This is a genomic window from Rhizobium laguerreae (genome assembly GCF_002008165.1).
GTDB classification, from domain to species: domain Bacteria; phylum Pseudomonadota; class Alphaproteobacteria; order Rhizobiales; family Rhizobiaceae; genus Rhizobium; species Rhizobium laguerreae.
The window spans coordinates 337,328-358,959 of record NZ_MRDM01000030.1; the positions used below are offsets into that span (position 1 = coordinate 337,328).

21 protein-coding genes are annotated in these 21,632 nt (G+C 61.3%); 6 read left to right on the top strand and 15 right to left on the bottom strand.

Annotated features, from left to right (window positions below; genetic code table 11):
* Positions 1-24: 24 nt before the first annotated feature.
* From BS630_RS31545 to BS630_RS31560, 4 genes are all read right to left on the bottom strand, one after another.
* Entirely contained in the window at positions 25-492 is a 468-nt protein-coding gene (locus BS630_RS31545) for a response regulator (protein WP_077980576.1), read from the bottom strand.
* A gap of 70 nt (positions 493-562) precedes the next feature.
* Positions 563-2,485, bottom strand: a complete 1,923-nt coding sequence (locus BS630_RS31550) for a sensor histidine kinase (RefSeq protein ID WP_077980577.1) — start codon at positions 2,483-2,485, stop codon at positions 563-565.
* Positions 2,482-3,144, bottom strand: coding sequence for a response regulator (locus tag BS630_RS31555; RefSeq protein ID WP_077980578.1), 663 nt, complete (start codon positions 3,142-3,144; stop codon positions 2,482-2,484). Before BS630_RS31555 ends, BS630_RS31550 begins: the two co-directional genes overlap by 4 nt.
* A complete protein-coding gene (locus BS630_RS31560; protein WP_131663377.1) occupies positions 3,141-4,271 on the bottom strand; it encodes a sensor histidine kinase in 1,131 nt (376 codons plus the stop codon). Before BS630_RS31560 ends, BS630_RS31555 begins: the two co-directional genes overlap by 4 nt.
* A gap of 186 nt (positions 4,272-4,457) precedes the next feature.
* Between BS630_RS31560 and BS630_RS31565 the strand changes: the two genes are divergently transcribed.
* The 3 genes from BS630_RS31565 to BS630_RS31575 all read left to right on the top strand — a co-directional run bounded on the left by BS630_RS31565 (position 4,458) and on the right by BS630_RS31575 (position 6,105).
* Complete coding sequence (locus BS630_RS31565) at positions 4,458-4,916, top strand: SgcJ/EcaC family oxidoreductase (RefSeq protein WP_077980579.1); 459 nt, start codon at positions 4,458-4,460, stop codon at positions 4,914-4,916.
* A gap of 256 nt (positions 4,917-5,172) precedes the next feature.
* Positions 5,173-5,730, top strand: coding sequence for a DUF3299 domain-containing protein (locus BS630_RS31570; RefSeq protein ID WP_077980752.1), 558 nt, complete (start codon positions 5,173-5,175; stop codon positions 5,728-5,730).
* A gap of 81 nt (positions 5,731-5,811) precedes the next feature.
* The gene (locus BS630_RS31575; RefSeq protein WP_077980580.1) at positions 5,812-6,105 is read left to right on the top strand and encodes an antitoxin; all 294 of its coding nucleotides are present in this window, start codon (positions 5,812-5,814) and stop codon (positions 6,103-6,105) included.
* A 64-nt stretch (positions 6,106-6,169) separates the two neighbouring features.
* On the opposite strand, the gene katG is transcribed toward BS630_RS31575, so the two are convergent.
* Positions 6,170-8,350, bottom strand: coding sequence for a catalase/peroxidase HPI (gene katG, locus BS630_RS31580; RefSeq protein ID WP_077980581.1), 2,181 nt, complete (start codon positions 8,348-8,350; stop codon positions 6,170-6,172).
* A gap of 143 nt (positions 8,351-8,493) precedes the next feature.
* On the opposite strand from katG, the gene BS630_RS31585 reads away from it, so the two are divergent.
* Positions 8,494-9,408 (top strand): hydrogen peroxide-inducible genes activator, encoded by a 915-nt coding sequence (locus BS630_RS31585; protein ID WP_077980582.1) that lies wholly within the window; start codon positions 8,494-8,496, stop codon positions 9,406-9,408.
* 21 nt (positions 9,409-9,429) lie between these two features.
* On the opposite strand, the gene panB is transcribed toward BS630_RS31585, so the two are convergent.
* Positions 9,430-10,251, bottom strand: a complete 822-nt coding sequence (gene panB / locus BS630_RS31590; protein ID WP_077980583.1) for a 3-methyl-2-oxobutanoate hydroxymethyltransferase — start codon at positions 10,249-10,251, stop codon at positions 9,430-9,432.
* Positions 10,248-11,123, bottom strand: coding sequence for a pantoate--beta-alanine ligase (panC, locus tag BS630_RS31595; protein WP_077980584.1), 876 nt, complete (start codon positions 11,121-11,123; stop codon positions 10,248-10,250). Before panC ends, panB begins: the two co-directional genes overlap by 4 nt.
* A gap of 277 nt (positions 11,124-11,400) precedes the next feature.
* On the opposite strand from panC, the gene BS630_RS31600 reads away from it, so the two are divergent.
* Complete coding sequence (locus BS630_RS31600) at positions 11,401-11,874, top strand: ProQ/FINO family protein (RefSeq protein WP_077980585.1); 474 nt, start codon at positions 11,401-11,403, stop codon at positions 11,872-11,874.
* A 164-nt stretch (positions 11,875-12,038) separates the two neighbouring features.
* Here the strand turns inward: BS630_RS31600 and BS630_RS31605 are convergent, their stop codons facing one another.
* The 6 genes from BS630_RS31605 to BS630_RS31630 form a co-directional block, all read right to left on the bottom strand.
* Positions 12,039-13,100: an ABC transporter ATP-binding protein gene (locus BS630_RS31605; RefSeq protein ID WP_077980586.1), complete on the bottom strand. Its 1,062-nt coding sequence runs from the start codon at positions 13,098-13,100 to the stop codon at positions 12,039-12,041.
* Between the two features lie 22 nt (positions 13,101-13,122).
* Positions 13,123-13,977 (bottom strand): sugar phosphate isomerase/epimerase family protein, encoded by an 855-nt coding sequence (locus BS630_RS31610; protein ID WP_077980587.1) that lies wholly within the window; start codon positions 13,975-13,977, stop codon positions 13,123-13,125.
* A 42-nt stretch (positions 13,978-14,019) separates the two neighbouring features.
* Positions 14,020-15,258: an ROK family transcriptional regulator gene (locus BS630_RS31615; RefSeq protein ID WP_077980588.1), complete on the bottom strand. Its 1,239-nt coding sequence runs from the start codon at positions 15,256-15,258 to the stop codon at positions 14,020-14,022.
* 38 nt (positions 15,259-15,296) lie between these two features.
* On the bottom strand, positions 15,297-16,139 hold the full coding sequence (locus BS630_RS31620) for a carbohydrate ABC transporter permease (RefSeq protein WP_011649125.1): 843 nt from the start codon (positions 16,137-16,139) through the stop codon (positions 15,297-15,299).
* Complete coding sequence (locus BS630_RS31625; protein ID WP_003550501.1) at positions 16,136-17,065, bottom strand: carbohydrate ABC transporter permease; 930 nt, start codon at positions 17,063-17,065, stop codon at positions 16,136-16,138. Before BS630_RS31625 ends, BS630_RS31620 begins: the two co-directional genes overlap by 4 nt.
* A 70-nt stretch (positions 17,066-17,135) precedes the next feature.
* Positions 17,136-18,434: a type 2 periplasmic-binding domain-containing protein gene (locus tag BS630_RS31630; protein WP_027664475.1), complete on the bottom strand. Its 1,299-nt coding sequence runs from the start codon at positions 18,432-18,434 to the stop codon at positions 17,136-17,138.
* A 368-nt stretch (positions 18,435-18,802) separates the two neighbouring features.
* Here BS630_RS31630 and BS630_RS31635 point away from each other — a divergent pair, with 368 nt between their 5' ends.
* Entirely contained in the window at positions 18,803-19,849 is a 1,047-nt protein-coding gene (locus BS630_RS31635) for a Gfo/Idh/MocA family protein (RefSeq protein WP_077980589.1), read from the top strand.
* Positions 19,850-19,876: 27 nt separating this feature from the next.
* Here the strand turns inward: BS630_RS31635 and BS630_RS31640 are convergent, their stop codons facing one another.
* A complete protein-coding gene (locus BS630_RS31640) occupies positions 19,877-21,016 on the bottom strand; it encodes an ROK family transcriptional regulator (RefSeq protein ID WP_077980590.1) in 1,140 nt (379 codons plus the stop codon).
* Between the two features lie 208 nt (positions 21,017-21,224).
* Positions 21,225-21,413 (bottom strand): hypothetical protein, encoded by a 189-nt coding sequence (locus tag BS630_RS38325; RefSeq protein WP_025396930.1) that lies wholly within the window; start codon positions 21,411-21,413, stop codon positions 21,225-21,227.
* Positions 21,414-21,632: the final 219 nt, after the last annotated feature.

Genomic DNA, 21,632 nt, shown 5'->3' on the forward strand with positions numbered 1-21,632 from the left:
GACTGGCCCCCGGCGCGATCCGCATCAATCAATCCGGGGACGCTCCGATTTCGGCGTTGTCAGTCCGTGTTTGGCAAGCTCCAGGGTCAGGATGCGGGTTTCGAGAAGGTTGAAGATGCGCAGAATGGCCTCGATCGCATCGAAGGGCTTCGTCAGAAAGTCCTTCGCGCCGAGAGAAAGCGCCCGCCGGCGCGTCGGCAAGGTCGCATCGGCAGTAAGCACCAGGATCGGCAGATAGCTGTTTTCCGGGATGAGCCTCGCAAAGTTCTCCAGCAGCGCGAAACCGTCCAGATCGGGCATCATCAGATCGAGAAGAACAAGATCGACAGGATGTTCGCGAAAGAGCCGCAAGGCCTCGCGTGGTTCGGTGGTGCTGATCAGCGCCGTAAAGCCTTCGCGCTTGAGGATACGCTCCAGCAGCGAGACATTGGCGGGCTCGTCGTCGACGATGAGGATTGTCGATCGGCGCACGATATCGGTGGAATCTGTCATGGACCCAATATTTCGTTGAAGCGATGCCGAACTGATATCAAGCGGCGCGGCCAAATCAAGGGCGATGCCTTTACGGCGGGCTTCCCATCGAAACCGGTCTTGCCTCTACCGCTGCAGGCGCGCGCGGCAGATCGACGTGGAAAGTGGCGCCGCCTTCGCGGTTGCTGAAACCGAGCGTTCCGCCCATGGCGTCTGTTAGATGTTTCGACAGCGCGAGCCCGAGACCCGTTCCATCCTGGCTGATCCGTTCCGCTCCCAGCCGATCGAACGGGGTGAAAAGCCGGGAGACGCGTCCGGCCGGAATGCCGGGACCGGTATCGCTGACCTCGATGCGGATACGGCCGCCATCCATCGCGCGGTGGCTGACGGTTACGCTTCCCCGGGGGCGATTGTATTTCACTCCATTGGAGAGGAGGTTGAGGAACACCTGCAGCAGACGCCGTCGGTCGGCGAGCACCGAAAGATCCGGCTCGGCCGGCTCGACGACCTCGATCGTGATCTGCTGCTTGCCGCAGAGCGGTCTTGCAAGCGACACGGCTTCATCGATCACCTCGGCGACGGGCTGTGCTTCGACAGCGAGATCCATGTGCCCGGCCTCGATCCTCGCCATGTCGAGAACCTCGTCGATGAGGCTGAGCAAATGCCGTCCGGCCCTCAAGATCTGCGCGACGCTCTCCCTGGACTCGGTATCGGTGACGTCCATTTCCAGAAGCTGCGCGAAACCGAGCACGGAATTGAGCGGCGTGCGCAGTTCGTGGCTCATGCGCGACAGAAATTCGCTCTTGGCGTTACTCGCGCGGATCGCGTCCTCACGGGCACCAAGCAGGGCTTCTTCGATTTGCTTGCGCTCGGTTATATCGCGCGTGATCTTGGAAAAGCCGCGCAACCGCCCCGTCTCGTCATGGAGTGCGGTCACGACGACGTGCGACCAGAATTGCGATCCGTCCTTGCGAACGCGCCGGCCTTCCGTTTCGGTGCGTCCGTGAAGAGCTGCTTCCGCAAGCTCTTCTGCCGGAAATGTGTCCCTGGTTTCCTTGGGATAGAAGCGGGAAAAATGCTGCCCGACGATCTCCTCAGCGCCATAACCGGTGATCCGCTCGGCACCCGCATTCCAGCTTATCACCCGTCCTGAAGTATCGAGCCCGAAGATGCCGTAGTCGCTGACGCCTTCGACCAGTTGCCGAAAACGCTCCTCGCTCTCGGTCAGGTCCGCCTCGCGTTTTTTCAGAAGGACGCTCGCATCCTCGAGCGCCTGTCCGAGGCTTCCGAGTTCATCGCGGAAGGGGTCCGCCACCGTCACGACCTTGCCTTGCGACAGCCGATGCGCCTCAGCTTTCAGCGCATGCACACGGCGCACGATGCTTGCGGAAAACAGGAAGACGGCGACGAGCGCGCCGGCAAAACCAAGAAAGCCGGCTGCGATCATCAGGCTTCGCGACAGAGTGCGAACCCGCTCCGCGGCCTCGGTCCTCGCGTGAAGCAGATCCGCCTCCCGCCGGCTCATCGCGTCGATTTCCTGTCTCAGCTCATCGAGGACCTGCTTGCCCTCGATGAGCTTGGCCGCAAGGTCCTCGCGTCCATCGGCGCGCAGGATGTCGGCCTGTTTCAGGAGTTGGAGACGATCGACTTTCGCGACGACGAGGGTGCGGATGCGTTCGAGACGGCTCTTTTGCTCTTCATCCCGCAACCGCCGACCGACCTCGTCGAGCACGACGGGCAGCCTGTCTTCGGCCCGGTTGAAGGGATCGAGAAAATCGGTTCTGCCGGTCAGCAGATAACCGCGCATCGCGGTGGCCGCTTCGGCGATCGAGGCGTGGATCTCCTGGATGCCCGACTGGATTTCGAGCGTGACCCGCACCTGATCCTCGGCAATCCGGCTTTGACGGTCGGCCACGAAGACGGAGGCGAGAGCCGCAAGCAGCAGCGCCAGCGGCACCGTGATGATGACGATGCCCTTCGCCCTCAGCGGCAGATCGGCGAAACGCAGGGTCATGGCTCTTCCTCCCGGGATGTTGCGACGAGCCCGCCGCGAACGGCCATGACCGCGGCCTGCGTCCGGTCGCCGGCGCCCAGCTTGCCGATGATGCGCTCGACGTGGATCTTCACAGTACCGGGCGAGATCTTCAGGGTCCTGGCGATCTCCTTGTTCGTCAGACCCTCGGCCACCTTCGACAAGACTTCGCGTTCCCGGATCGTCAGCGTCTCCAGGGCGCTGCTGTTGGTCTGCGGCTTGGTGGCGGCGCGGCGCAGCAGCTTGGCAACGAGAGGACCGTCGAAGAAGGCGTCGCCCTGAAGCACGCGGCGGATCGTGCGGAGAATGTCTTCCCGGCTGGCATCTTTGAGCAGATAGCCCGTGGCGCCTGCTTCGATCGCCGCTTCCAGGTAATCGAGACTGTCATGCATCGTGATGATCATGACACGTGTTGCCGGCGATACGCGCCGGATCTCCCTCGTCGCGGCGAGGCCGTCCATGCGCGGCATGCGGATGTCGAGCAGTGCCAGATCCGGCTTGTGGTGAGCTGCGGCTTCCACCGCTTCGACGCCGTCGCGCACATCTAAGGCGACATGGAAATCGTCCCGACCGCCGATCATGGCGATAAGACCGGCGCGGGCGATGTCGTGATCGTCGGCGACAAGGATCGATGCCGTCATTCTGATGTCGTGTCCTGCGCAAGGGGGGCGGCGGCGCGGACATGCGTGCCGCCCGAAGACCCGGCGTCGATCTCGATCCGGCCGCCGAGCAGCGCCAGCCGTTCCCGCATGCCGACGATGCCGAGTTGCCCGCCCCGCATCTGGGGATGGCGCAACTCGCCGATGCCTTTGCCATCATCGATCACTTCGAGATGCGCTTCGCCCTTGCCGTCCTCGAAGAGGCGCACGACCAATCGGCTCGCCTCGGCGTGCTTGATTACATTGGTGATCGCTTCCTGCGCTACGCGATAGAAGATGATCCCGGTCGATGTCGGCCAGCGGTCGGAGGCGGCATCGAGGTCGGCGATCACTTCGAGACCGTCGATCGCATCGAGACGCGTGCGCAGGGCCGCGGCGACACCGAGATCATCGAGTTCGGGCGGGCGAAGATCGGCGATGGCCGCCCTGAGATCGGCAACGGAATGGCGCGCCAGTGCAGCGAGTTGGTCGATCTCGGACTTCAGGACATGCGCCTCGCCGATGCGCGCCGCGAGGTCCTGCAGGCGATAGCTGAGGCCTGCGGCCAGCTGCGCCGAGCCGTCGTGAAGATCGAGCGCCACCCGCTGCCGCTCTTGTTCCTGCGCCTGGATCAATTGCGCGACAAGGGCCGCGAGTTCACTTCGCTGCCGCTGGAGATCGCCGAGAAGCGCTTGGTTTTCCGCTGCCTGCCGATTGAGATTGTAGGCGTCATCGAGTTGCCCCGCCACCACCTCCAATGTCTGCCGGTCGTCGGGATCCATGGCGCGCCCTCCCGGCGACCCGATAAGCATCAAACGAAGATTGGAACCGGCTTGCGAAGCGAACAGGATGCCGTCGTGCCCTGGGTTCGTCGACTTGCCCACCGTCAGCTGCATGGGCGGCGCGGTTCCCTGCAGTGGCGGAAAACCGAGCCTGGCGTACGATGCTCCCGCGAAGTCGGCAAGCCGGGACAGAACTTCCTGGGCAGCCGTTTCGAATGCCGCGGCGTCGAGAAGGTTCTGCACTTCGATGATGAAACGCAGACGAGCCGCCCGCGCTTCCGCCGCCCGATAAAGCGCCCTCAGTTCCGCGACACCAGGCGAATGCGTCGTACTTGTATCGTGCTCCAAACAGGATTGCTCCGAAGATGAATGACGCCGGCACGATAGTCATTCCGGCGGGAATGTCATCTATGCCGTTCGGCAGACCCGATCGGAGCCACCCGGCAGATGGGGCGGCGGCACTGGGCGCCTTAGATGTCGATCATGCGGTCGACCGATGCGATGTCCGCCGGAACCGCCACATAGGAAGTCAAAATGCGTACCATCATTGCTGCCGCCCTCGTTCTCGGTTTCGTTCAGGTCCAGTCGGCCGCAGCGGCTGCCGAAACGGCAACCTGTGAGCCGACAAGCGAGGCGGAAATCGCCAAGCTCTTCGACCGCTGGAATACCTCACTCGCGACGCTGAGCCCCCAGGAGGTCGCCAAGAACTACAGTGAGGACTCCGTGCTGCTCGCGACGCTGTCGAACAAGCCTCGCCTCACCCAGGCCGAACGGATCGATTATTTCGAGCACTTCCTGGCAAATGAGCCCAAGGGCCATGTCGACAGCCGCGACATCAAGATCGGCTGCAACTGGGCCGTCGACCTCGGCACTTACACCTTCACCATGAAAAACGGTTCGAAGGTTCCCGCCCGCTACACCTATACCTATGAGTTCAAGGACGGGAACTGGCTGATCACCTCGCACCACTCTTCGATGATGCCGGAGAAGTAAGGCTTCACCAGCCTGCCGGTCCGGCAGGGAGATCCCCGTATTCACCTCACGCGGGATCTCCTGACTTCCAGCCACTCGGTCGTCGCTCTCTCGCGCTATTGCCTCCGGTCGATGGCAGCGATCCCTTGGCGCTGCGGTCGCTTTCTTGCCGAACAGCAGCAGGACGGTTCGAAGCTTTGACGGCGAAGCGGGATCGGGAGTAGCATCCATGCGGCAGCGGCAAGGTGGTCAAAGCCGCCGGCCCGGTGGAGATCCAATCATGAAGCACAAACCTTTCCTCCTGACGTTCGCGGCGCTGGCATTTTGTTCCGCATGGCCAATTTCCAACGTTTTCGCTGCCGCGCAGCCTATCTTCTGGAGAGCTTTACGGCCGGCCGATCAGGCCAAGGCGACGGTGCCGCTGTCGGGCAAGGCGGCGAACGGCCCAGAGGGAGAAACACTCGCCTGGCATGGCGAGGAGCATCCGATCGAATTGACGGGCTTCGTTCTGCCGATCGACCAGGACGGCGATCTTGTCTACGAATTCATGCTGGTACCTTGGGCCGGAGCCTGCAGCCACATGCCTTCCCCTCCGCCCAACCAACTGGTTCGTGTCGTTCCGGAAGAGCCTTTGCACCTGGCAAGAATGTACGAGACCGTCACCGTGACGGGAACTCTGCGGCCCGGCCTGGATCAGGCGCAATTCTTCATGGTCGACGGTGACCGCGTCCTCACCTACGGCTACAGCATAAACCATGCCCAGGTAGCGACAGTAACGGCGGCGACCGATCCCGATCTGCTGTCACTTTCGCCTTTCGGCATCCAGCCTCGCTAGTGGAAGTCTCAGAGACGGTTTCTGGCATGGATGCCGCCAAATGCGTATATCCTACGGCATATATAAACTACGGAGGTTCTCATGCCGCTATATGCGCGTGTATTCCAATCCGGCAATTCGCAGGCCGTCCGGCTGCCGAAGGAGTTCCGCTTCGACGTGGACCAGGTGGAGGTGACGCGGGAAGGGGATGCTGTGATCCTTCGGCCACGGGCAGATCGCGGCGTGCGGTGGGCATTGTTGCATAGCGCCTTGGAGCGCGGCCTCAGCGACGATTTCATGGCGGAAGGGCGAGAGCAGCCGAAGGGGCAAGAAAGGCCTGTCTTCAGGATCTGTTCAAGTGATACCCATCTCATCGACTGGACGGTCGGGCGGTAGGTCCGGTCTCCGATGAAAAATGCCCGGGCGCAGCCGAAACAGCGCCCGGGCAAAATGCTGCCGATCAGACGAGATCGAAACGATCGGCGTTCATGACCTTGGTCCAGGCCGCGACGAAGTCCTTGACGAACTTCTGCTTGGCGTCGGACTGGCCGTAAACTTCGGCAAAGGCGCGCAGCTGCGAGTGCGAGCCGAAGATCAGGTCGACGCGGGTGCCGGTCCACTTGACTTCGCTGGTCTTGCGATCACGCCCTTCGTAAACGCCGTCCCTGCCGGCAGCGGGCGACCACAGCGTGGCCATGTCGAGCAGGTTGACGAAGAAGTCGTTGGTCAGTGTTTCCGGGCGGGCCGTGAAGACGCCATGCTCGGGCGCACCGACCTTCAGCACACGCAGGCCGCCGACGAGAACGGTCATTTCAGGTCCGGTCAGCGTCAGCAGTTGGGCACGGTCCACCAGGGCTTCTTCCGGCTTCATGAACTGCCGGCCGCCGATGTAGTTGCGGAAACCATCAGCGCGGGGTTTCAGCGCCGCGAAGGAATGCGCGTCGGTCTGTGCCTCGGAAGCGTCCATGCGGCCCGGCGTGAACGGCACGCTGACGGCATGACCGCCGGCCGCTGCCGCTTTCTCGACGCCGGCGGCGCCGGCCAGGACGATCAGGTCGGCCAGCGAGATCTTCTTCGCCCCGGTCTGAGCAGCGTTGAAGTCCCTCTGGATGCCTTCGAGAACGCCGAGGACCTTGGCGAGCTGCGCCGGCTGGTTGACCTCCCAGTCCTTCTGCGGGGCAAGGCGGATACGCGCGCCATTGGCGCCGCCACGCTTGTCAGAGCCGCGGAAGGTCGAGGCAGACGCCCAGGCGGTCGAGACCAGTTCCTGCACGGTGAGACCCGTTGCGAGCACCTTTGCCTTGAGGTCGGCGATATCCTTGTCGTCGACAAGCGGATGATCGACGGCCGGGATCACGTCCTGCCAGATCAGGTCTTCGGCCGGAACCTCCGGACCGAGGTAGCGCACCTTCGGCCCCATGTCGCGGTGGGTCAGCTTGAACCATGCGCGGGCGAAGGCATCGGCGAACTCGGCAGGGTTCTCCAGGAAGCGGCGTGAGATCTTTTCGTAAATGGGATCGAAACGCAGTGCCAGGTCGCTGGTCAGCATGGTTGGCAGATGCTTCTTCGACGGATCATAGGCATCCGGAATGGAGGCATCGGCGTTCTTGGCCTGCCACTGATGCGCGCCGCCCGGGCTCTTGGTCAGCTCCCATTCGAAAGCGAACAGGTTTTCGAAGAAGTAGTTGCTCCACTGGGTCGGCGTCTGGGTCCAGGTCACTTCGAGGCCGCTGCCGATGGCATCGCGACCGACGCCGGTGTTGAACTTGCTGGTCCAGCCCAGGCCCTGAGCTTCGAGCTCGCCGCCTTCCGGGTCGACACCGACAAACGACGGATCGCCAGCGCCATGGGTCTTACCGAAGGTGTGCCCGCCGGCGATCAGCGCCACGGTTTCTTCGTCGTTCATCGCCATACGGGCGAAGGTTTCGCGGATGTCGCGGGCGGATGCCAGCGGATCCGGAGTGCCGTTCGGGCCTTCCGGGTTGACATAGATAAGGCCCATCTGCACGGCGCCAAGCGGCTCTGCCAGTTCGCGTTCGCCACTATAGCGTTCGTCACCCAGCCATGTTCCCTCAGGACCCCAGTAGAGTTCTTCCGGCTCCCAGACGTCGGCGCGACCGCCGGCGAAACCGAAGGTCTTGAAACCCATGGATTCGAGCGCGACGTTGCCGGTGAGGATCAACAGGTCAGCCCAGGAGATCCTGTTGCCGTATTTCTGCTTGATCGGCCATAGCAGGCGGCGGGCCTTGTCGAGGTTCACGTTGTCCGGCCAGCTGTTGAGCGGCGCAAAACGCTGCTGGCCGGCCCCGGCGCCGCCGCGGCCATCGGTGATGCGGTATGTGCCGGCGCTGTGCCAGGCCATGCGGATGAACAGGCCGCCGTAATGGCCGAAATCGGCCGGCCACCAGTCCTGCGAATCCGTCATCAGCGCGTGAAGATCCTTCTTCAGGCCGTCGAGATCGAGCTTCTTGAACTCCTCGGCATAATCGAAGGCCTGGCCGAGCGGGTCGGCGCGGCCGGAATTCTGGTGAAGAATCTGCACGTTCAGCTGGTTCGGCCACCAGTCGCGATTGGATCTGCCGCGAGGCGTATTGCCGTGCGCGACAGGACATTTGCCTGCACTGTCAGTGGGATTGTCCATGATCGTCTCCTTGATTGCTTGATCTGTCTGCGGTGCAAAAAGATGAGCCGAGCTGGCGCCCCACTCTCTCCCTGCAGTCTTCATATCGGAAGCGCTTCATAAATTTAAGTTTGATTTACTGATAGTTGCGATAAGCTGAGGTTATGAAGAACCTTACCCTGAAACAGCTGCGTTATTTTGAAGCACTGGCAAGAGATGGCCGCTTCCGACGTGCCGCCGATGCCTGTGCGATCTCCCAGCCGGCATTATCAATGCAGATCAAAGAACTTGAGCAGGAGTTGGGCGGTGAGCTTTTCGAACGCAACGCACGTGAGGTGAAGCTGACCGCTTTCGGTCAGACCGTCGCTCTCAGGATCCGCGATATCCTGCGTGGCGTGGACGAACTGGCGGAACTGGCGCGCGCCGCGCGCGATCCTTTTCTGACGCGGCTGCGCATCGGCATCATCCCGACGATTGCGCCCTATCTGTTGCCGGCAATCATCAACGATTTGAACAGGAGCTTTGCAGGCATTCAGATCGAAGTGCGCGAAACGCAGACGTCGAAGCTGGTTCAGGAGTTGGCGCAAGGTCAACTCGACACGGCAATCGTTGCCTTGCCCGTGTCGGAACCCTCCCTGGCAGAACTCCAGCTCTTCAAGGAAGAGTTCGTGCTGGTTCGGCGGCCCGAAGACGAGGGTAAGCCGGTGCCCGAACGCGAGGCGCTGCGCGAAATGCGGTTGCTGCTGCTCGAGGAAGGCCATTGCTTCCGCGATCAGGCCTTGTCATTCTGCAAGATAGGGCAGGCCCGTCCCCGGGAAGTCATGGAAGGCAGCTCTTTATCCACCCTGGTCCAGATGGTCAGCGCCGGTATCGGCATCACCTTAATTCCCGAGATGGCCGTTCCCCTCGAAACGCGCTCGGCGCATGTCTCGATCTCCCGTTTTCAGTCTCCGCGGCCGTCGCGAACGATCGGCATGATCTGGCGCAATTCGACGCCCATGGCCAAACAGCTCCAGCAGGTTTCCGAGGCGGTTCGCCGGTCGGCCGACAGCATGCGCGAACAGTATGCCGCCCGGTGATGGACCTGATATGGCCCCGCCTCAAGATCGCCGTTTGAACGTATGCTCCGCTGCCGGAAACTGTCGCGATCGGACCTCTTCGGCGTAAGCGGCAGCGGCGGCCGAAATCCTTTTGCCGAGTTCGTCGTAGCGCTTCACGAAGCGCGGGGTGAAATCGTTGAAGAGCCCCAGAATGTCGTCGGAAACCAGAACCTGACCGTCGCAGGCGGAAGAAGCGCCGATACCGATGGTCGGGACGTGCATCGCGGCCGTCACCTCCCGGGCGAGGGGCTCCACCGTGCCCTCGATGACGACGGCAAAGGCGCCCGAGCCGCCAATGGCGTGGGCATCGCGACGGATTTTCGACGTCTCGTGTTCGGAATGGCCGACGGACCGATATCCGCCTGCGGTTTGGACCTGCTGCGGCATCAGGCCGATATGGCCCATCACCGGTATCCCCCGCTTCGTCAGAAAGGCGATGGTCTCGGCCATCTCCTCGCCGCCCTCCAGCTTGACGGCATCGCAACCGGTTTCCTGCAGGATGCGAACAGCATTGCGGAAGGCGGTCTCCTTGGATTCCTGATAACTGCCGAACGGCATGTCGACGACAACGCAGGCCTTGCCGACGCCGCGCATCACCGCCTTGCCGTGCGCGATCATCATGTCGAGTGTGACGCCGATGGTGGTCTCCATGCCGTAGAGCACCATGCCGAGCGAATCCCCGACCAGCAGGAGGTCGCAGTGCTCGTCGAGCAAGCGCGTCATGGGCGTCGTATAGGCGGTCAGGCAGACGATCGGCTTGCCGCCCTTCATGGCTGAGATGTGCCTTGGTGTAAGGCGCTTCTGAATTCCGACGGCACTCATCTGGTCACTCCCTTTCCCGGCAAGCCCGGCCGGCCGATAGTCCTGTTGTCGAGCAGCCGCGTCGAGCCGACTCGAACGAAGAGCGCCACGACGACAGGATCTGCGATCGACGTGACCGGCTGCAGTGTCGAGGCATCCCTGACGGCGACGACTTCGGGCTTTGCCAGCGGCTCGCGATTGAGAAATGCCGTGAGCCTTGCCTCTAGTTCCACCGGATCGGTAAGGCCGTCGGCGACCAGACGCTCGGCCTCGTCCAGGGTCTGAGGGATGATCACCGCGGCACGCCGCTCTGCCTCGCTGAGATAGACGTTGCGCGACGACAATGCGAGGCCGTCGCTGTCCCTGACCGTCGGCACCGATATCACGCGCACCGGCACGGCCAGATCGTCCACCATGCGCTTGATGATGACGACCTGCTGGTAATCCTTCTCTCCGAAATAAGCGGTCTGCGGTTGCACGATGTTGAAAAGCTTGCAGACGACAGTGGCGACGCCGGCAAAATGCCCGGGCCGTACCGCTCCTTCGAGTTCGCGCCCGAGATCGGGAACGTCGACGACGGTCAACATCGGGCGGGAATACATGTCCTCGACGCCAGGCGAAAAAAGGAAATTGACGCCGGCTTGCTTCAGCATGGCGGCATCGCGTTCCAGATCGCGCGGATAGTTGCTGAGGTCTTCCGCAGGGCCGAATTGCAGCGGATTGACGAAAATCGACACGACGACGATGTCATTCTCGGCTCGAGCGCGCGAAACGAGCTCCATATGACCGGCATGGAGATAGCCCATCGTCGGAACAAGGCCGACGGTTCGCCCCTGCCGCCTCAGCGCGTCGAGCGTGTGGCGCAGCTCGTCAATGCTCGAGAAAACCCGCATATATCCTCCCCTAGCCGGTCACTCCATCTTGGGCGCGGATAAGAAGTGTAATCGATGCGGCAGGTCAATGCATATTCCTCGATAAAAACGATTAGATGAAACGCCAAGCCGATGACACCGGACCATATCAGCCCCGGGGAACTGATTTTCGTCACTTGGCTCCTGTTCCACATCTCACCTGCTTGCAGTGGAACCGACGATGTGCGACTTCCGTTACTCGCCCTGTCCGTCAAGATACCATCACAGTCGATCGCTATGGACGTTACATGGAGGACTCATGGACAAGCCCTGGAAGATCAGCCGCGGACCGATTGCGGCAACCGAGCTCGACGTGGAGAAGGCAAACGCGATCAATGTGCTGTTGATCCGGCCGGTCGGCGTCCTTCCGGCCAAGGCGGGAGATCCCGTCCTTCCTTTTGCCGTCGGCCTTTTCAACGAACTCCGTCCGCTCCTGAAGCCCGATGCCGGCGTCACGACGCTCAGGCGAGCGACCGCGGCCTATGTCCACTGCCGGCGCTACTATTTCGCCAGCGCCCAACCCGATTCCATGCGCCATAGTCTTGACGGTGAACCTGTCGAACCACTGTCGTCCGAAGACCGGCTGGTCGCGCAAAAACGCTTTCTGAGCCTCAAGCAGACCACCGGTAAGACAGACGCGCCCGAGCAGACAGCACCGATCCCCGCTCCCCTGTTGAGCAAAAGCGAACAGATCCGCGCAGCCCTCCTCGGCAAAAGGAACGCCGCCAGCTAGAGCGGGATGACATTAGCGTCTCGCTTGCAGTCATTGCGCGGTCTTGCGTAGCGTAACCGTCATTTAAAGCTCGACGGAGTCGCTCTCTGAACTTGGCCGCATCGGGGGCGCGGAAAACGCGCCCCCGGCCGGCGCCGACCGAAGGGGAGGGGCAATCGGCCGGGTCAGTTCAACGGGATTTCGCCTGATGTGATCCGCTGCTCGTCCGCGCCAAACAGGTGGACGGTATCGTGGATCGGCGCGATCCTCAGCACCTCGCCGGGGGCTGCCCTGATCCGTTCCCTGAAGACGCAGGTCAGCGTCTGTGTCCCCAGCCGGACGATGACCAGCGTTTCCGAGCCCGTCGGCTCGACGACCACCGTCGTGACCTCGATGCCGCCCGGGTCCAACCGGATATGCTCGGGTCGAATACCGTAGGTCACTGCTGCAGGCGGATGCCGGTCGCTCGGCAGGAGCAGGCCGTCGGCGGTTCGAAACCCGTCTTCCGTCATGCTGCCGCTGATGAAATTCATCGCCGGTGAGCCGATGAAACCGGCGACGAAAAGATTGTTCGGACGATCGTACAATTCCAGCGGAGAACCCGACTGCTCGATCAGGCCGTCCTTCATGACGACGATCTTGTCGGCCATGGTCATGGCTTCGATCTGGTCATGGGTGACATAGATGGTCGTCGTCTGCAGCCGTTGATGCAGTTCCTTGATCTCCGAGCGCATCTGCACCCTGAGCTTGGCGTCGAGGTTCGACAGGGGCTCGTCGAAGAGGAAGACGGCCGGGTCGCGCACGATCGCCCGCCCCATCGCCACACGCTGTCTCTGGCCACCCGACAGTTGCTTGGGATATCTCTCTAGGAGAGTTTCGAGACCGAGGATCTTCGCGGCGTTGCCGACCCGCTGATCGATCTCCGTCCTCGGCATCCGTTTCAGCCGCAGCGAAAAGCCCATGTTCTTGGCAACGGTCATATGCGGGTAGAGCGCATAGTTCTGAAACACCATGGCGATGTCCCGGTCCTTGGGGGCAAGCTCGTTGACGATATGCTTGCCGATCTGGATCTGCCCCGAGGTGATGCCCTCAAGGCCGGCAATCATCCTCAAAAGCGTGGATTTGCCGCAGCCCGAAGGGCCGACCAGAACGACGAACTCGCCGTCGCCGATGTCGACGGATACGCCTTTGATGGCTTTGAACGCGCCGTAATCCTTGCGCGCATTGTTGACCGAAACATGAGCCATTGCCGTCCTCCCGAAATCGCTGTCAAAGTCCGCTCAGGACATTTCTCAAATAATCGAGGCCGAGGCGCTCGCCGTCCTTGCGCGCGGCTAAGTCCTTGCCCGGCCAGCCATAGGCGGCATCCTCGTGTTCGATCGACAGCGTGCCGTCGAAACCAGCCCCGCGGGCCTGGCGCAGAAACCTCGGCCAATCGATGAGGCCGAGCCCTGGCAGCTTGTATTGCCACCAGCCCTTGCCATGATAGCCGACAGCCTGCAGGTTCTCCGGATCGATTGCCGTGTCCTTGGCATGCAGGATGGCGATGCGATCCTTCACCGCCTCCATCGCCTGATAGGGATCGACGCCGATGCGGATGAGGTGCGAGGGATCGAATTCCAAGCCGAAGCGGGGGTTCTCGATCCTTTGAAAAAGCTCCTGCCATCCTTTCGGCGTCGTCCCGATGAAATTGTCCTTCGGACCCGGCCAGTTCTCGATTGCGAAGGTCAGGCCATAGGGCTGCGTCTCTTGGATCAGCCCGTTGGCGAAATCGGCGAAGTCATCATAATTGGCTTCGTCGCTTGCTGTGTCGTCCCGGCCCGGGAAAATCACGAAGATCGGGACACCTGCTCGCCCGATCGCGTCGGCAAATTCGGCGGTCTTCGCCCGAAGTGCCTCACGCTTTGCCCGGTCGGCATCGAGCTGATTGCCGAAATAGGTGATCGACGACACGAAGAGGTCGCGGCTGCGTGCGAGCGCGACGGCGGCCTCCACCCGATCGGGCGTCTTGATATGACCGCCGACATCGATCTCGATGGAGTTGAAACCGGCCGATGCTGCGAAATCCACCACTTCTTCCAGAGGGCGATCGTTGAATGTCGAAGTGTAAAAGCCGATCTTCACCAAAATCCTCCTTCACCAAAATCCGTGGGCCTTGCGGCCGTTTCAACCGTTCAGGCGATCCATGTTCTTGAGTGGCGAACGTGTGCGTTGCGCAGCGTCCGCCGATGCGAGCATGAGGGCTGCCGCCATCGGCATGACCGCCGCCCCCATGGCAGAGGCATCCTCTCCGAGCGAGGCGCGATGAAGCGAGGGAAGGTTGGTGTCCTCGGCATCGAGATGCTCGTGCACATAGCGCAGCAATTCGTCGACGATGCGGATCGGCAATCTGCCGCCGACGAGGACGGCGTCGGGGTCGACGACCATGCCGATATGCTTGACGGCGACAGCCAGATGCGCGCTCATTTCCTTCAGCCATTGCGACACAAGGCGCCTGCCATGCGCATCCAACGTCAGGAGATCGTGGGGAACACTCACCTCGACGCCGTGCCGCGCGAGGAAATCATAAAGGAAGAACAACGAGAATATCTCGCCGAGAAGCTGGACCTTCTGGGCCTTCCCGCCCCCGCCATCGGCAATCGGAAGCCAGCCGATTTCGCCGCTGAGGCCCATGGCGCCACGATGACCGTTGCCGTCGAGCACGAGGCCGCCGCCCGGGCATGGATTGATGGCGATGTAGAAGAAGCTGCTGCTTTCAGCACCCAGTCCATAATCGAGTTCGGCAAGGGCTGCGGCATTGGCTTCGTTTTCGATGAAGACGGGATGCTGTGTCAGGTTCTCCAGTGCGGCGCGCACATCGAATTCCGTCCATTCCTGATAAGCCTCGGGCTTGCCGAGGAGCGAAATTTCGCCAAGCCAATCCGGCATCGCCAGACCGATGCCGGCGAGGCGCGCGTCGTCGATGAGCCGGCTGCGCTGGAAATGCGAAATCGCATCGGCGGTGAGCTGCAGGAATTCCGCCGGCAGGATGAAGCGTTTCTCGTGATGCACGCGGGCGCGGACATTGCCGACGGCATCGACGGCCAGGATCGTCAGATGGTCGCGATCGATGTTGATGCCGATGGCAAAACAGGCATCCGGATTGATTTCGAGTTCGATCGCCGGCTGACCTCTCAGCCCATGCCGCCGGCGGGCTTCCATGATCAGGCCCTCGTCCAGCAGGCGATCGACGATCCGGGCGATCGCCGGTTTGGTAAAACCCGTCCTCCTGGCGATTTCAGCTCGCGAAATCGGCGCCTGGCGATGAATGCAGCGCAGGACGACAGCCCTGTTGTGCTCACCGGCATCTTCGACATTGGCGCCGGTCAGATCCGGGGAGAGCCTGGCGCCGAGTGTCTGGTTCATGCCCGAAATCCTTCCTTGCGCATAGCTTGAACCACTCGTCATCCCTTGACCGCGCCGCTGGTCATCGCACCGAGGATCAACCGCTGGAGCGACAGGAAGGCGACGATCGCCGGAACGACCGCGATCAGGCAGGCGGCGGCAAGCAGCTGGATGGATGAGTCGGTTTGCATGCCGCGGAAATTAAAGATGCCGACGCCGATCGGCATCAGATCATTTTTCGTGAGCAACAGAAAAGGCACCAGAAATTGCGACCAGCCGGCAATCACCGTGATGATGAAGACGGAGGCGATGCCCGGCGCCGATAATGGCAGAATGATACGCCAGAAGACCGAAAATCGATTGCAGCCATCGATCATCGCCGCTTCGTCGAGGCTGCGCGGGATGCCGTCGACCGAGCTCTTCAAGAGCCAGGTCGCCAGCGGAACGCCAAGGGCGATATAGACCATGACGACGGCAAAATGCGTATCCAGCAAGCCGAGGCGGTTCATGTAGCGGTAGAGCGGCACCATGATGACGAGCGGCGAGATCATCTGGAAAAGCAGCAGCCCCATCATCGACAGGCCCTTGCCCCGGAACTGAAAGCGGGAAAAGGCGTAAGCCGCGGGCAGTGCGACGATCAGGACGCCCAGTCCGCTGAGGGCGGCAAGCTTGAGGCCGTTCCAGAGATAGATCGGGAAATAGCTGTTGTTCAAAACGGTGATGAAATTGTCGATGGTGGGGTTGTTGGGAATATACCGCGCCGCGCCGCGATAGATCTCACGCTTGTCGCGCATCGCCATCGACAGGAGATAGGTGAGGGGGCCGGCGAAGAACACGAACATCACCAGCATGAACAGATAGCTCATGGCATCGCCGAGCCGCGTTCCGGTCCGTCCACTCATTGCTCTTCCTCCTTCGGCAGGAACGACGCATAGATAAAGGCTAGCCCGAGGCTGATGATCAGCATGAGCACGGAGAGCACGCTGCCGCCGGACAGGTCGTAGTTTCTAAAGACGATATTGAACACGTAGAGCGAGATAACCTCGGTCGCACGCCCCGGACCGCCGCCCGTCAGGGTGATGATCGCATCGAAAGTATTCACCGTCTGGATCGTGATGAGGATCATGTTGACGAGGATCGCCGCGCGCAGCTGGGGAAGCGTCACGAAGAAAAACTGCTGTGATGCCGTCGCACCGTCGACCTCGGCCGCTTCATAGAGCGAGGGATCGATCGACTTCAGCGCCGCATACATGACGACCATCGAAAATGCAGTGCCGCGCCATATGTTGGAGATCAGGGTGGACCACGGCGCAATAGCAGGGTCCGAGAGCCAGGCGACAACAGGCATGTGCATCAACCGCAGTATGCTGTTCAGCGCACCATAAGGCGCTTCGGAAAAGAGCATCTGCCAGATGATGCCGCCGGCAATTCCGGGAACGACCCACGCAACCAGCGCCGTTGTCCTCAGAATGGTGGTGCCGAACAGGCCGCGCTTTTCGCCGCGGATGACCACGACGGCCACCGCAAGGCCCAGGATCTGCTGACCGATGACGCTGCCGCCGACGAAGATCAGGGTCGCCCACAAAATGTCGGGCAGCTGCGGCGAACTCAGCGCATTGGTGATCGACCCCAGCGTATAATCCTGATTGTCGCCGATCAGCGTGGCATTGGTGAATGAAAGCCTGAAAACGTCGATGACGGGGTAAAGATAGAAGATGCCGATGACGACGATCACAGGCATGATCCAGGGCAGGGGCGCACCGGCGAAACGGCGCATGAACGTTCTGCTTTGAGGCGGGCTGTCAGCCTCGATGGCAATGGGGCTCATTGGCTTCTCTGTGCGGGGTTTCGCAATGTCGACGGCGCCTGGCGGGCAGGCGCCGTCACGGTCGGAAGCACTAGAGACGCTTGTAGGCCTCCAGCGCCGCATTGAAGGCGGCATTCAAGGCGTCTTCCGGCTTTTTGGTCCCCGAGAGCACGTCGCCCATCATGATCTGGATCTGGTTGGAGATTTCAGGATAGATCGGCACACCCGGGCGTGCCTGTCCATCGACCAGAGCCGCGGCGAAGGTCTTGTTGGCTTCGGTGGAGAAGACCTCATATTTGTCGAACAGCGACTTCCTGGTCGGCAACTGCTGCTGCAGCGCATTGGCCGGCCCCATATAGACCTCGCGTGCGAGGTTGGCGCACATCTCGATCTTGTCCTTGTCCTTGCTGAAGGAGGCGATCGTCCAGCCACCGGTGCCGGTCGAACGCTGATCGGCGCTGGGGCCGGGGATCGGCGAGAAGGTCCAGTTGTTGAACTCGTCCTCGTCGAGCGTGGCCTTCAGCTGCGCATATTGCCAGTTGCCGCCGATGAAGAGAGCCGTCGTCGCCGCGGCGGCCGCGGCATTCATATCGTCGTAATTCGCGATCGTGCTGACGCGCTTCGGCGCTGCACCGGAATCGACGAGATCCTTGAAATAATTCAGCGCCTTCAGGAATTTCTCCTTGTTCTCGCCTTCGCCGAACACTGGCTTGCCTGAGTCGTCGACGAGCTTGCCGCCCAGCGCCCAATAATTCGCGAGCCAGTCGAACGTCGTCCCTTCCCAGCGCCCGCCGTTGAAGAGAACGCCCTCCATGCCTTCCTTAGTGGAGGCGAGCGCGGCCGTTTTCAGGTCGTCCCATGTCTGCGGCGCATCCGCAACGATCGACTTGTTGCGGTAAAGCACACGAAGATCGGTATCCCACCACCAGGCACGGACCGTCTGGTCCTTATCCGTGATGCCGCTGCGGATGAAGGGGAACAGGTCATCCACTTCCTCCTTCGAAAAATACGGCGTGAAGTCCGCAAGAACTTTATTGACCATGAACTGCGAGAGGACGAAGGAGTCGACAGCAGCGCAGTCAGGCGCGTTGCCGGCCTTGGCCTGCTCCAGCATCTTGGCCTGTTCCGTGCCGATGTCCGACGACATGAATTGCATCTGCAATTTCCAGTCCGGATGCTTCTTGATGAAATCGACGAACAGCTTCTGATAGCCTTCGGCGATCGCCGGATCCGAATTGTTCGGACTATCGTTCGTCAGACGGACGACGAGGGATTTCGGCGCATCGGCAAGGCCGATCCTGTCTTTCGTGGCAAGTTCCTGGGCAAATGAAACGGATGCTGAAAATAACATGGTGCTCAGCGCAAATGCGCTGACGGTGGCGCTCTTCATGATGGGTCTCCTCCCCATTTTGAACGGATACAGCCTGGCGGTCAGTTGACCTCTCCTCATTTCCGTGCTGCATTAATTAGATTAAGTTACTTTGATTTGATGTCAAGCCACAGCTTGGAGGCCAGACCTGGGAGGTTGAGATGCTGGCGACAATCAACAGCAGCTAGCGCACAGTTCCGGAAAATCGAGATCGATTTCCGGAAAACAACATGCGCCGTGAAAGTGCTGGAGCGTCCCGCGGCACGCGCGGCGCATCCACCGCAATTTTCCTGAAGAAGAGCACGAGGCAATCGCGGATGGCTGCGATGGCGCGAGTGCGGTTTTGCCCGGCTGAGCTGCCGCGGGCAGTTAATTCCATGGAGGATAAGATGCGTCTACTCATTCTCGGTACCGGCGGAATGGCCAACCAGCATGCCGCCAACTTCAAGGCGATCGAAGGCGTCAATGTCGTGGGCGGCGTCGATGTTGTCCCGGAAAGGCTCGCGGCCTTTTGCACCGAACATGGCATCGCCAATCATTTCACGACCCTCGAGGATGCTCTCGCCTGGGGCGAGTTCGACGCAGTGGCAAACGTCACGCCGGACCGCATTCACCACCCGACGACGCTGCAGGCGATCGCAGCCGGCAAGCATGTCTTCTGCGAAAAGCCGCTCGCCACGGATGCCGTCAAGGCCATGGAGATGACCGAGGCCATCGAGCGATCGGGCAAGGTCGGCATGGTCAATTTCACCTATCGCAATTCGCCCGCTCTTCAGAAAGGCCGACAGATGGTGCTCGCCGGCGAAATCGGGGAGATCAGGCACGTCGAGGCCTCCCACCTGCAAAGCTGGCTGGTCGGTCGTCACTGGGGCGACTGGAAGAGCGAAAGCAAATGGCTGTGGCGGCTGAGCAAGAAGCACGGATCCAATGGCGCGCTCGGCGATATCGGAATTCATATCGTCGATTTCGCATCATACGGTTCCGGGCTCGACGTTGCTCATGTCTTCGCCCGGCTGAAGACCTTCGACAAGGCGCCGGGCCACAAGATCGGCGAGTATGATCTCGATGCGAATGACAGCTTTACGATGAATGTCGATTTCTTCGGCGGAGCGATCGGGACGATCCAGGCGACGCGCACGGCGGCCGGACAGATGGATCAGCTGCGCCTCAGGGTCTATGGCGAAACCGGCTCGATCGAGATAATCTACGACACCGGAAAATCGACGCTACGCGCCTGTCTCGGCGAAGACGTCCACACGGCGACCTGGCGTGACGTCCCCTTCGATCCGGTCGAGACGAACTACCAGCGTTTCGTCCAGGCCGTGCGGGCGGGCAGGACCCAGGAACCCTCGTTCCGGCGGGCGGCCAATATCCAGAAAGTCTTGGACAAGGCGCTGGCCTCCGATCTCAGCCACGCCGATGAAGCGCTCGGCTGAGTCACGCCAAAGCGGCTGGTTGGGCCATCAGGCCGAAGCCGGCGGCGGCAGCAACGTGTTGAGGAAGGGCAGGAGGGCTGCACCGAGCGCAACGCCGCCGCCGCTGAAGCTCGCGGGTTTCATCGGCGAAATCCAGGGCGTCAGCAATGGTCTCGTCGAGGTGTCGCGCCGCTCAATCGAAAGCTGATGGATCAGCGCTTCGATCACGCCCTGCGGCAGGTCGCTGCCGATCATGACGACGCTCGGGGCGAGAAAACCGGCCATGGCGATGATCGGGTCGAGCAGATGGCCTGCGGCTTCGCGTATCCATTGCGACAGTAACGGCGAGGAGAATTCCTCTCCTTGCAGCAGGCGGGTGAATGCCCGGTCGCCGATCCGTGATCTCAGGGATTCGAAACCGACGACGGTGTTCAATTGGACATTGTCCGGGCCTGTCAGCATTTCGCCGATGCTGCCTGCCCGGCCATGCACGCCGGAATAGGGAATACCGCGAATGAGAAAGCCGGCCTGAACGTCGTCGTCGATGATGATCATCGCAAGTCCGCCTTCCCTGCCGGAGCTGCCGATCGTGCGTTCGGCGAGAAGACTCGCCGTGCACTCGTTCTCGACATAGGGACGCGCGATCGTCGACATCGCGGCGATCTGCTCGCTTTGATCCTCTGTCCAGTCGTTGGCGGCGATGCCGAGGCCGATGATCGGCAATGCGGCGTGGTGATCGACCATATCCCTGACCGCCGCATGCACCACGCCGACTTTGTCAGCGGGATCCAGCTCGATGTAGACCCGGTCGTGGACCTGGCCACTTAGATCGATGAGCACGGCCTCACCACGCCTTTGGCGAAGCTTGACGCCGATCGAGAAAGCACCTTCCGGGCGCAAGGCAAACTCGGTAGCGGTGGCCCCTCCGCCAACGCCGTTGCGGCGGTTGGAGGTGACAAGCTTTTCGTCAGCCAACCGGCGGAGAATATTGGTAATGCCGGGGCCGGTCAGGCCGCAATGCCGGCCGAGTTCCATACGCGTCAGCGGGCCATGGCGGCGGATGGCTTCCAGAATGACGCGAATGTTTCGATCGGCGATTTCGCCGGACCGCAGACCGACCGTTTTGGCGCGCTGGGCGCCCATCTCCTGAGTGTGAAGCCGACGCGGCCCTGACCGAAGATACCGCATGACTGTCTTTCCTAGAGCCTTTCCGGTTGTGTACTTCATCCACGGGCTATGGGAAAGCCGGGCTTAGCAGCCGCTTTTTGGGCTGAACGTCCTATCAATCGGGATCAGGGCCATCACGGCGCTGACGAAGCGCGGCGGGCGAATGCCGCAAAATGCGTCAACAGACCCTCGAAACGACACGGCAATCGGAGCTTCACTCTATCGGTCGTTAGTAGCTGCAAGGACGATCGTTGCCGAAGCCGTCACGGCAGGCAGGTCTGAGCCCATAGTCGACGCTGCTATATCCAACCGAGCCAGTTTGCATCGAATCATTCGAGGCCGTCGTGCAGGATGACGACGATACGGCAATCACGATGACGGCTATCGTGGCTGTCAATAATTTGCGGACTTGAAACATCCCACCCTCCCCAGCTGCCTGAAATCTGCCATATCAGTGCAATTCTCAGTCAAATAGGGCCGACAGGGGTTTCGATAACTATTGTCCTCGATCAAGATCTCGTTATCCGGTGAAGGCCCATCACCGGCTTCCGATCGAGAACGGCTGGGACGACCGCAAACCCGGAGCGGTTCAGTTCTTCCGGGCTTGACGGGAAATCAAAGTTACTTAATCTAAGCG

Bases quoted from the DNA above. Each gene is read 5' to 3' on its own strand.
- BS630_RS38325 (WP_025396930.1), bottom strand. From the start codon at position 21,413: ATGTTTCAAGTCCGCAAATTATTGACAGCCACGATAGCCGTCATCGTG.
- BS630_RS31620 (WP_011649125.1), bottom strand. From the start codon at position 16,139: ATGAGTGGACGGACCGGAACGCGGCTCGGCGATGCCATGAGCTATCTG.
- BS630_RS31600 (WP_077980585.1), top strand. From the start codon at position 11,401: ATGGACAAGCCCTGGAAGATCAGCCGCGGACCGATTGCGGCAACCGAG.
- BS630_RS31555 (WP_077980578.1), bottom strand. From the start codon at position 3,144: ATGACGGCATCGATCCTTGTCGCCGACGATCACGACATCGCCCGCGCC.
- BS630_RS31625 (WP_003550501.1), bottom strand. From the start codon at position 17,065: ATGAGCCCCATTGCCATCGAGGCTGACAGCCCGCCTCAAAGCAGAACG.
- BS630_RS31575 (WP_077980580.1), top strand. From the start codon at position 5,812: ATGCCGCTATATGCGCGTGTATTCCAATCCGGCAATTCGCAGGCCGTC.
- BS630_RS31545 (WP_077980576.1), bottom strand. From the start codon at position 492: ATGACAGATTCCACCGATATCGTGCGCCGATCGACAATCCTCATCGTC.
- BS630_RS31630 (WP_027664475.1), bottom strand. From the start codon at position 18,434: ATGAAGAGCGCCACCGTCAGCGCATTTGCGCTGAGCACCATGTTATTT.
- panC (WP_077980584.1), bottom strand. From the start codon at position 11,123: ATGCGGGTTTTCTCGAGCATTGACGAGCTGCGCCACACGCTCGACGCG.
- BS630_RS31640 (WP_077980590.1), bottom strand. From the start codon at position 21,016: ATGCGGTATCTTCGGTCAGGGCCGCGTCGGCTTCACACTCAGGAGATG.
- BS630_RS31550 (WP_077980577.1), bottom strand. From the start codon at position 2,485: ATGACCCTGCGTTTCGCCGATCTGCCGCTGAGGGCGAAGGGCATCGTC.
- BS630_RS31605 (WP_077980586.1), bottom strand. From the start codon at position 13,100: ATGGCTCATGTTTCGGTCAACAATGCGCGCAAGGATTACGGCGCGTTC.
- BS630_RS31615 (WP_077980588.1), bottom strand. From the start codon at position 15,258: ATGAACCAGACACTCGGCGCCAGGCTCTCCCCGGATCTGACCGGCGCC.
- BS630_RS31585 (WP_077980582.1), top strand. From the start codon at position 8,494: ATGAAGAACCTTACCCTGAAACAGCTGCGTTATTTTGAAGCACTGGCA.
- BS630_RS31565 (WP_077980579.1), top strand. From the start codon at position 4,458: ATGCGTACCATCATTGCTGCCGCCCTCGTTCTCGGTTTCGTTCAGGTC.
- panB (WP_077980583.1), bottom strand. From the start codon at position 10,251: ATGAGTGCCGTCGGAATTCAGAAGCGCCTTACACCAAGGCACATCTCA.
- katG (WP_077980581.1), bottom strand. From the start codon at position 8,350: ATGGACAATCCCACTGACAGTGCAGGCAAATGTCCTGTCGCGCACGGC.
- BS630_RS31635 (WP_077980589.1), top strand. From the start codon at position 18,803: ATGCGTCTACTCATTCTCGGTACCGGCGGAATGGCCAACCAGCATGCC.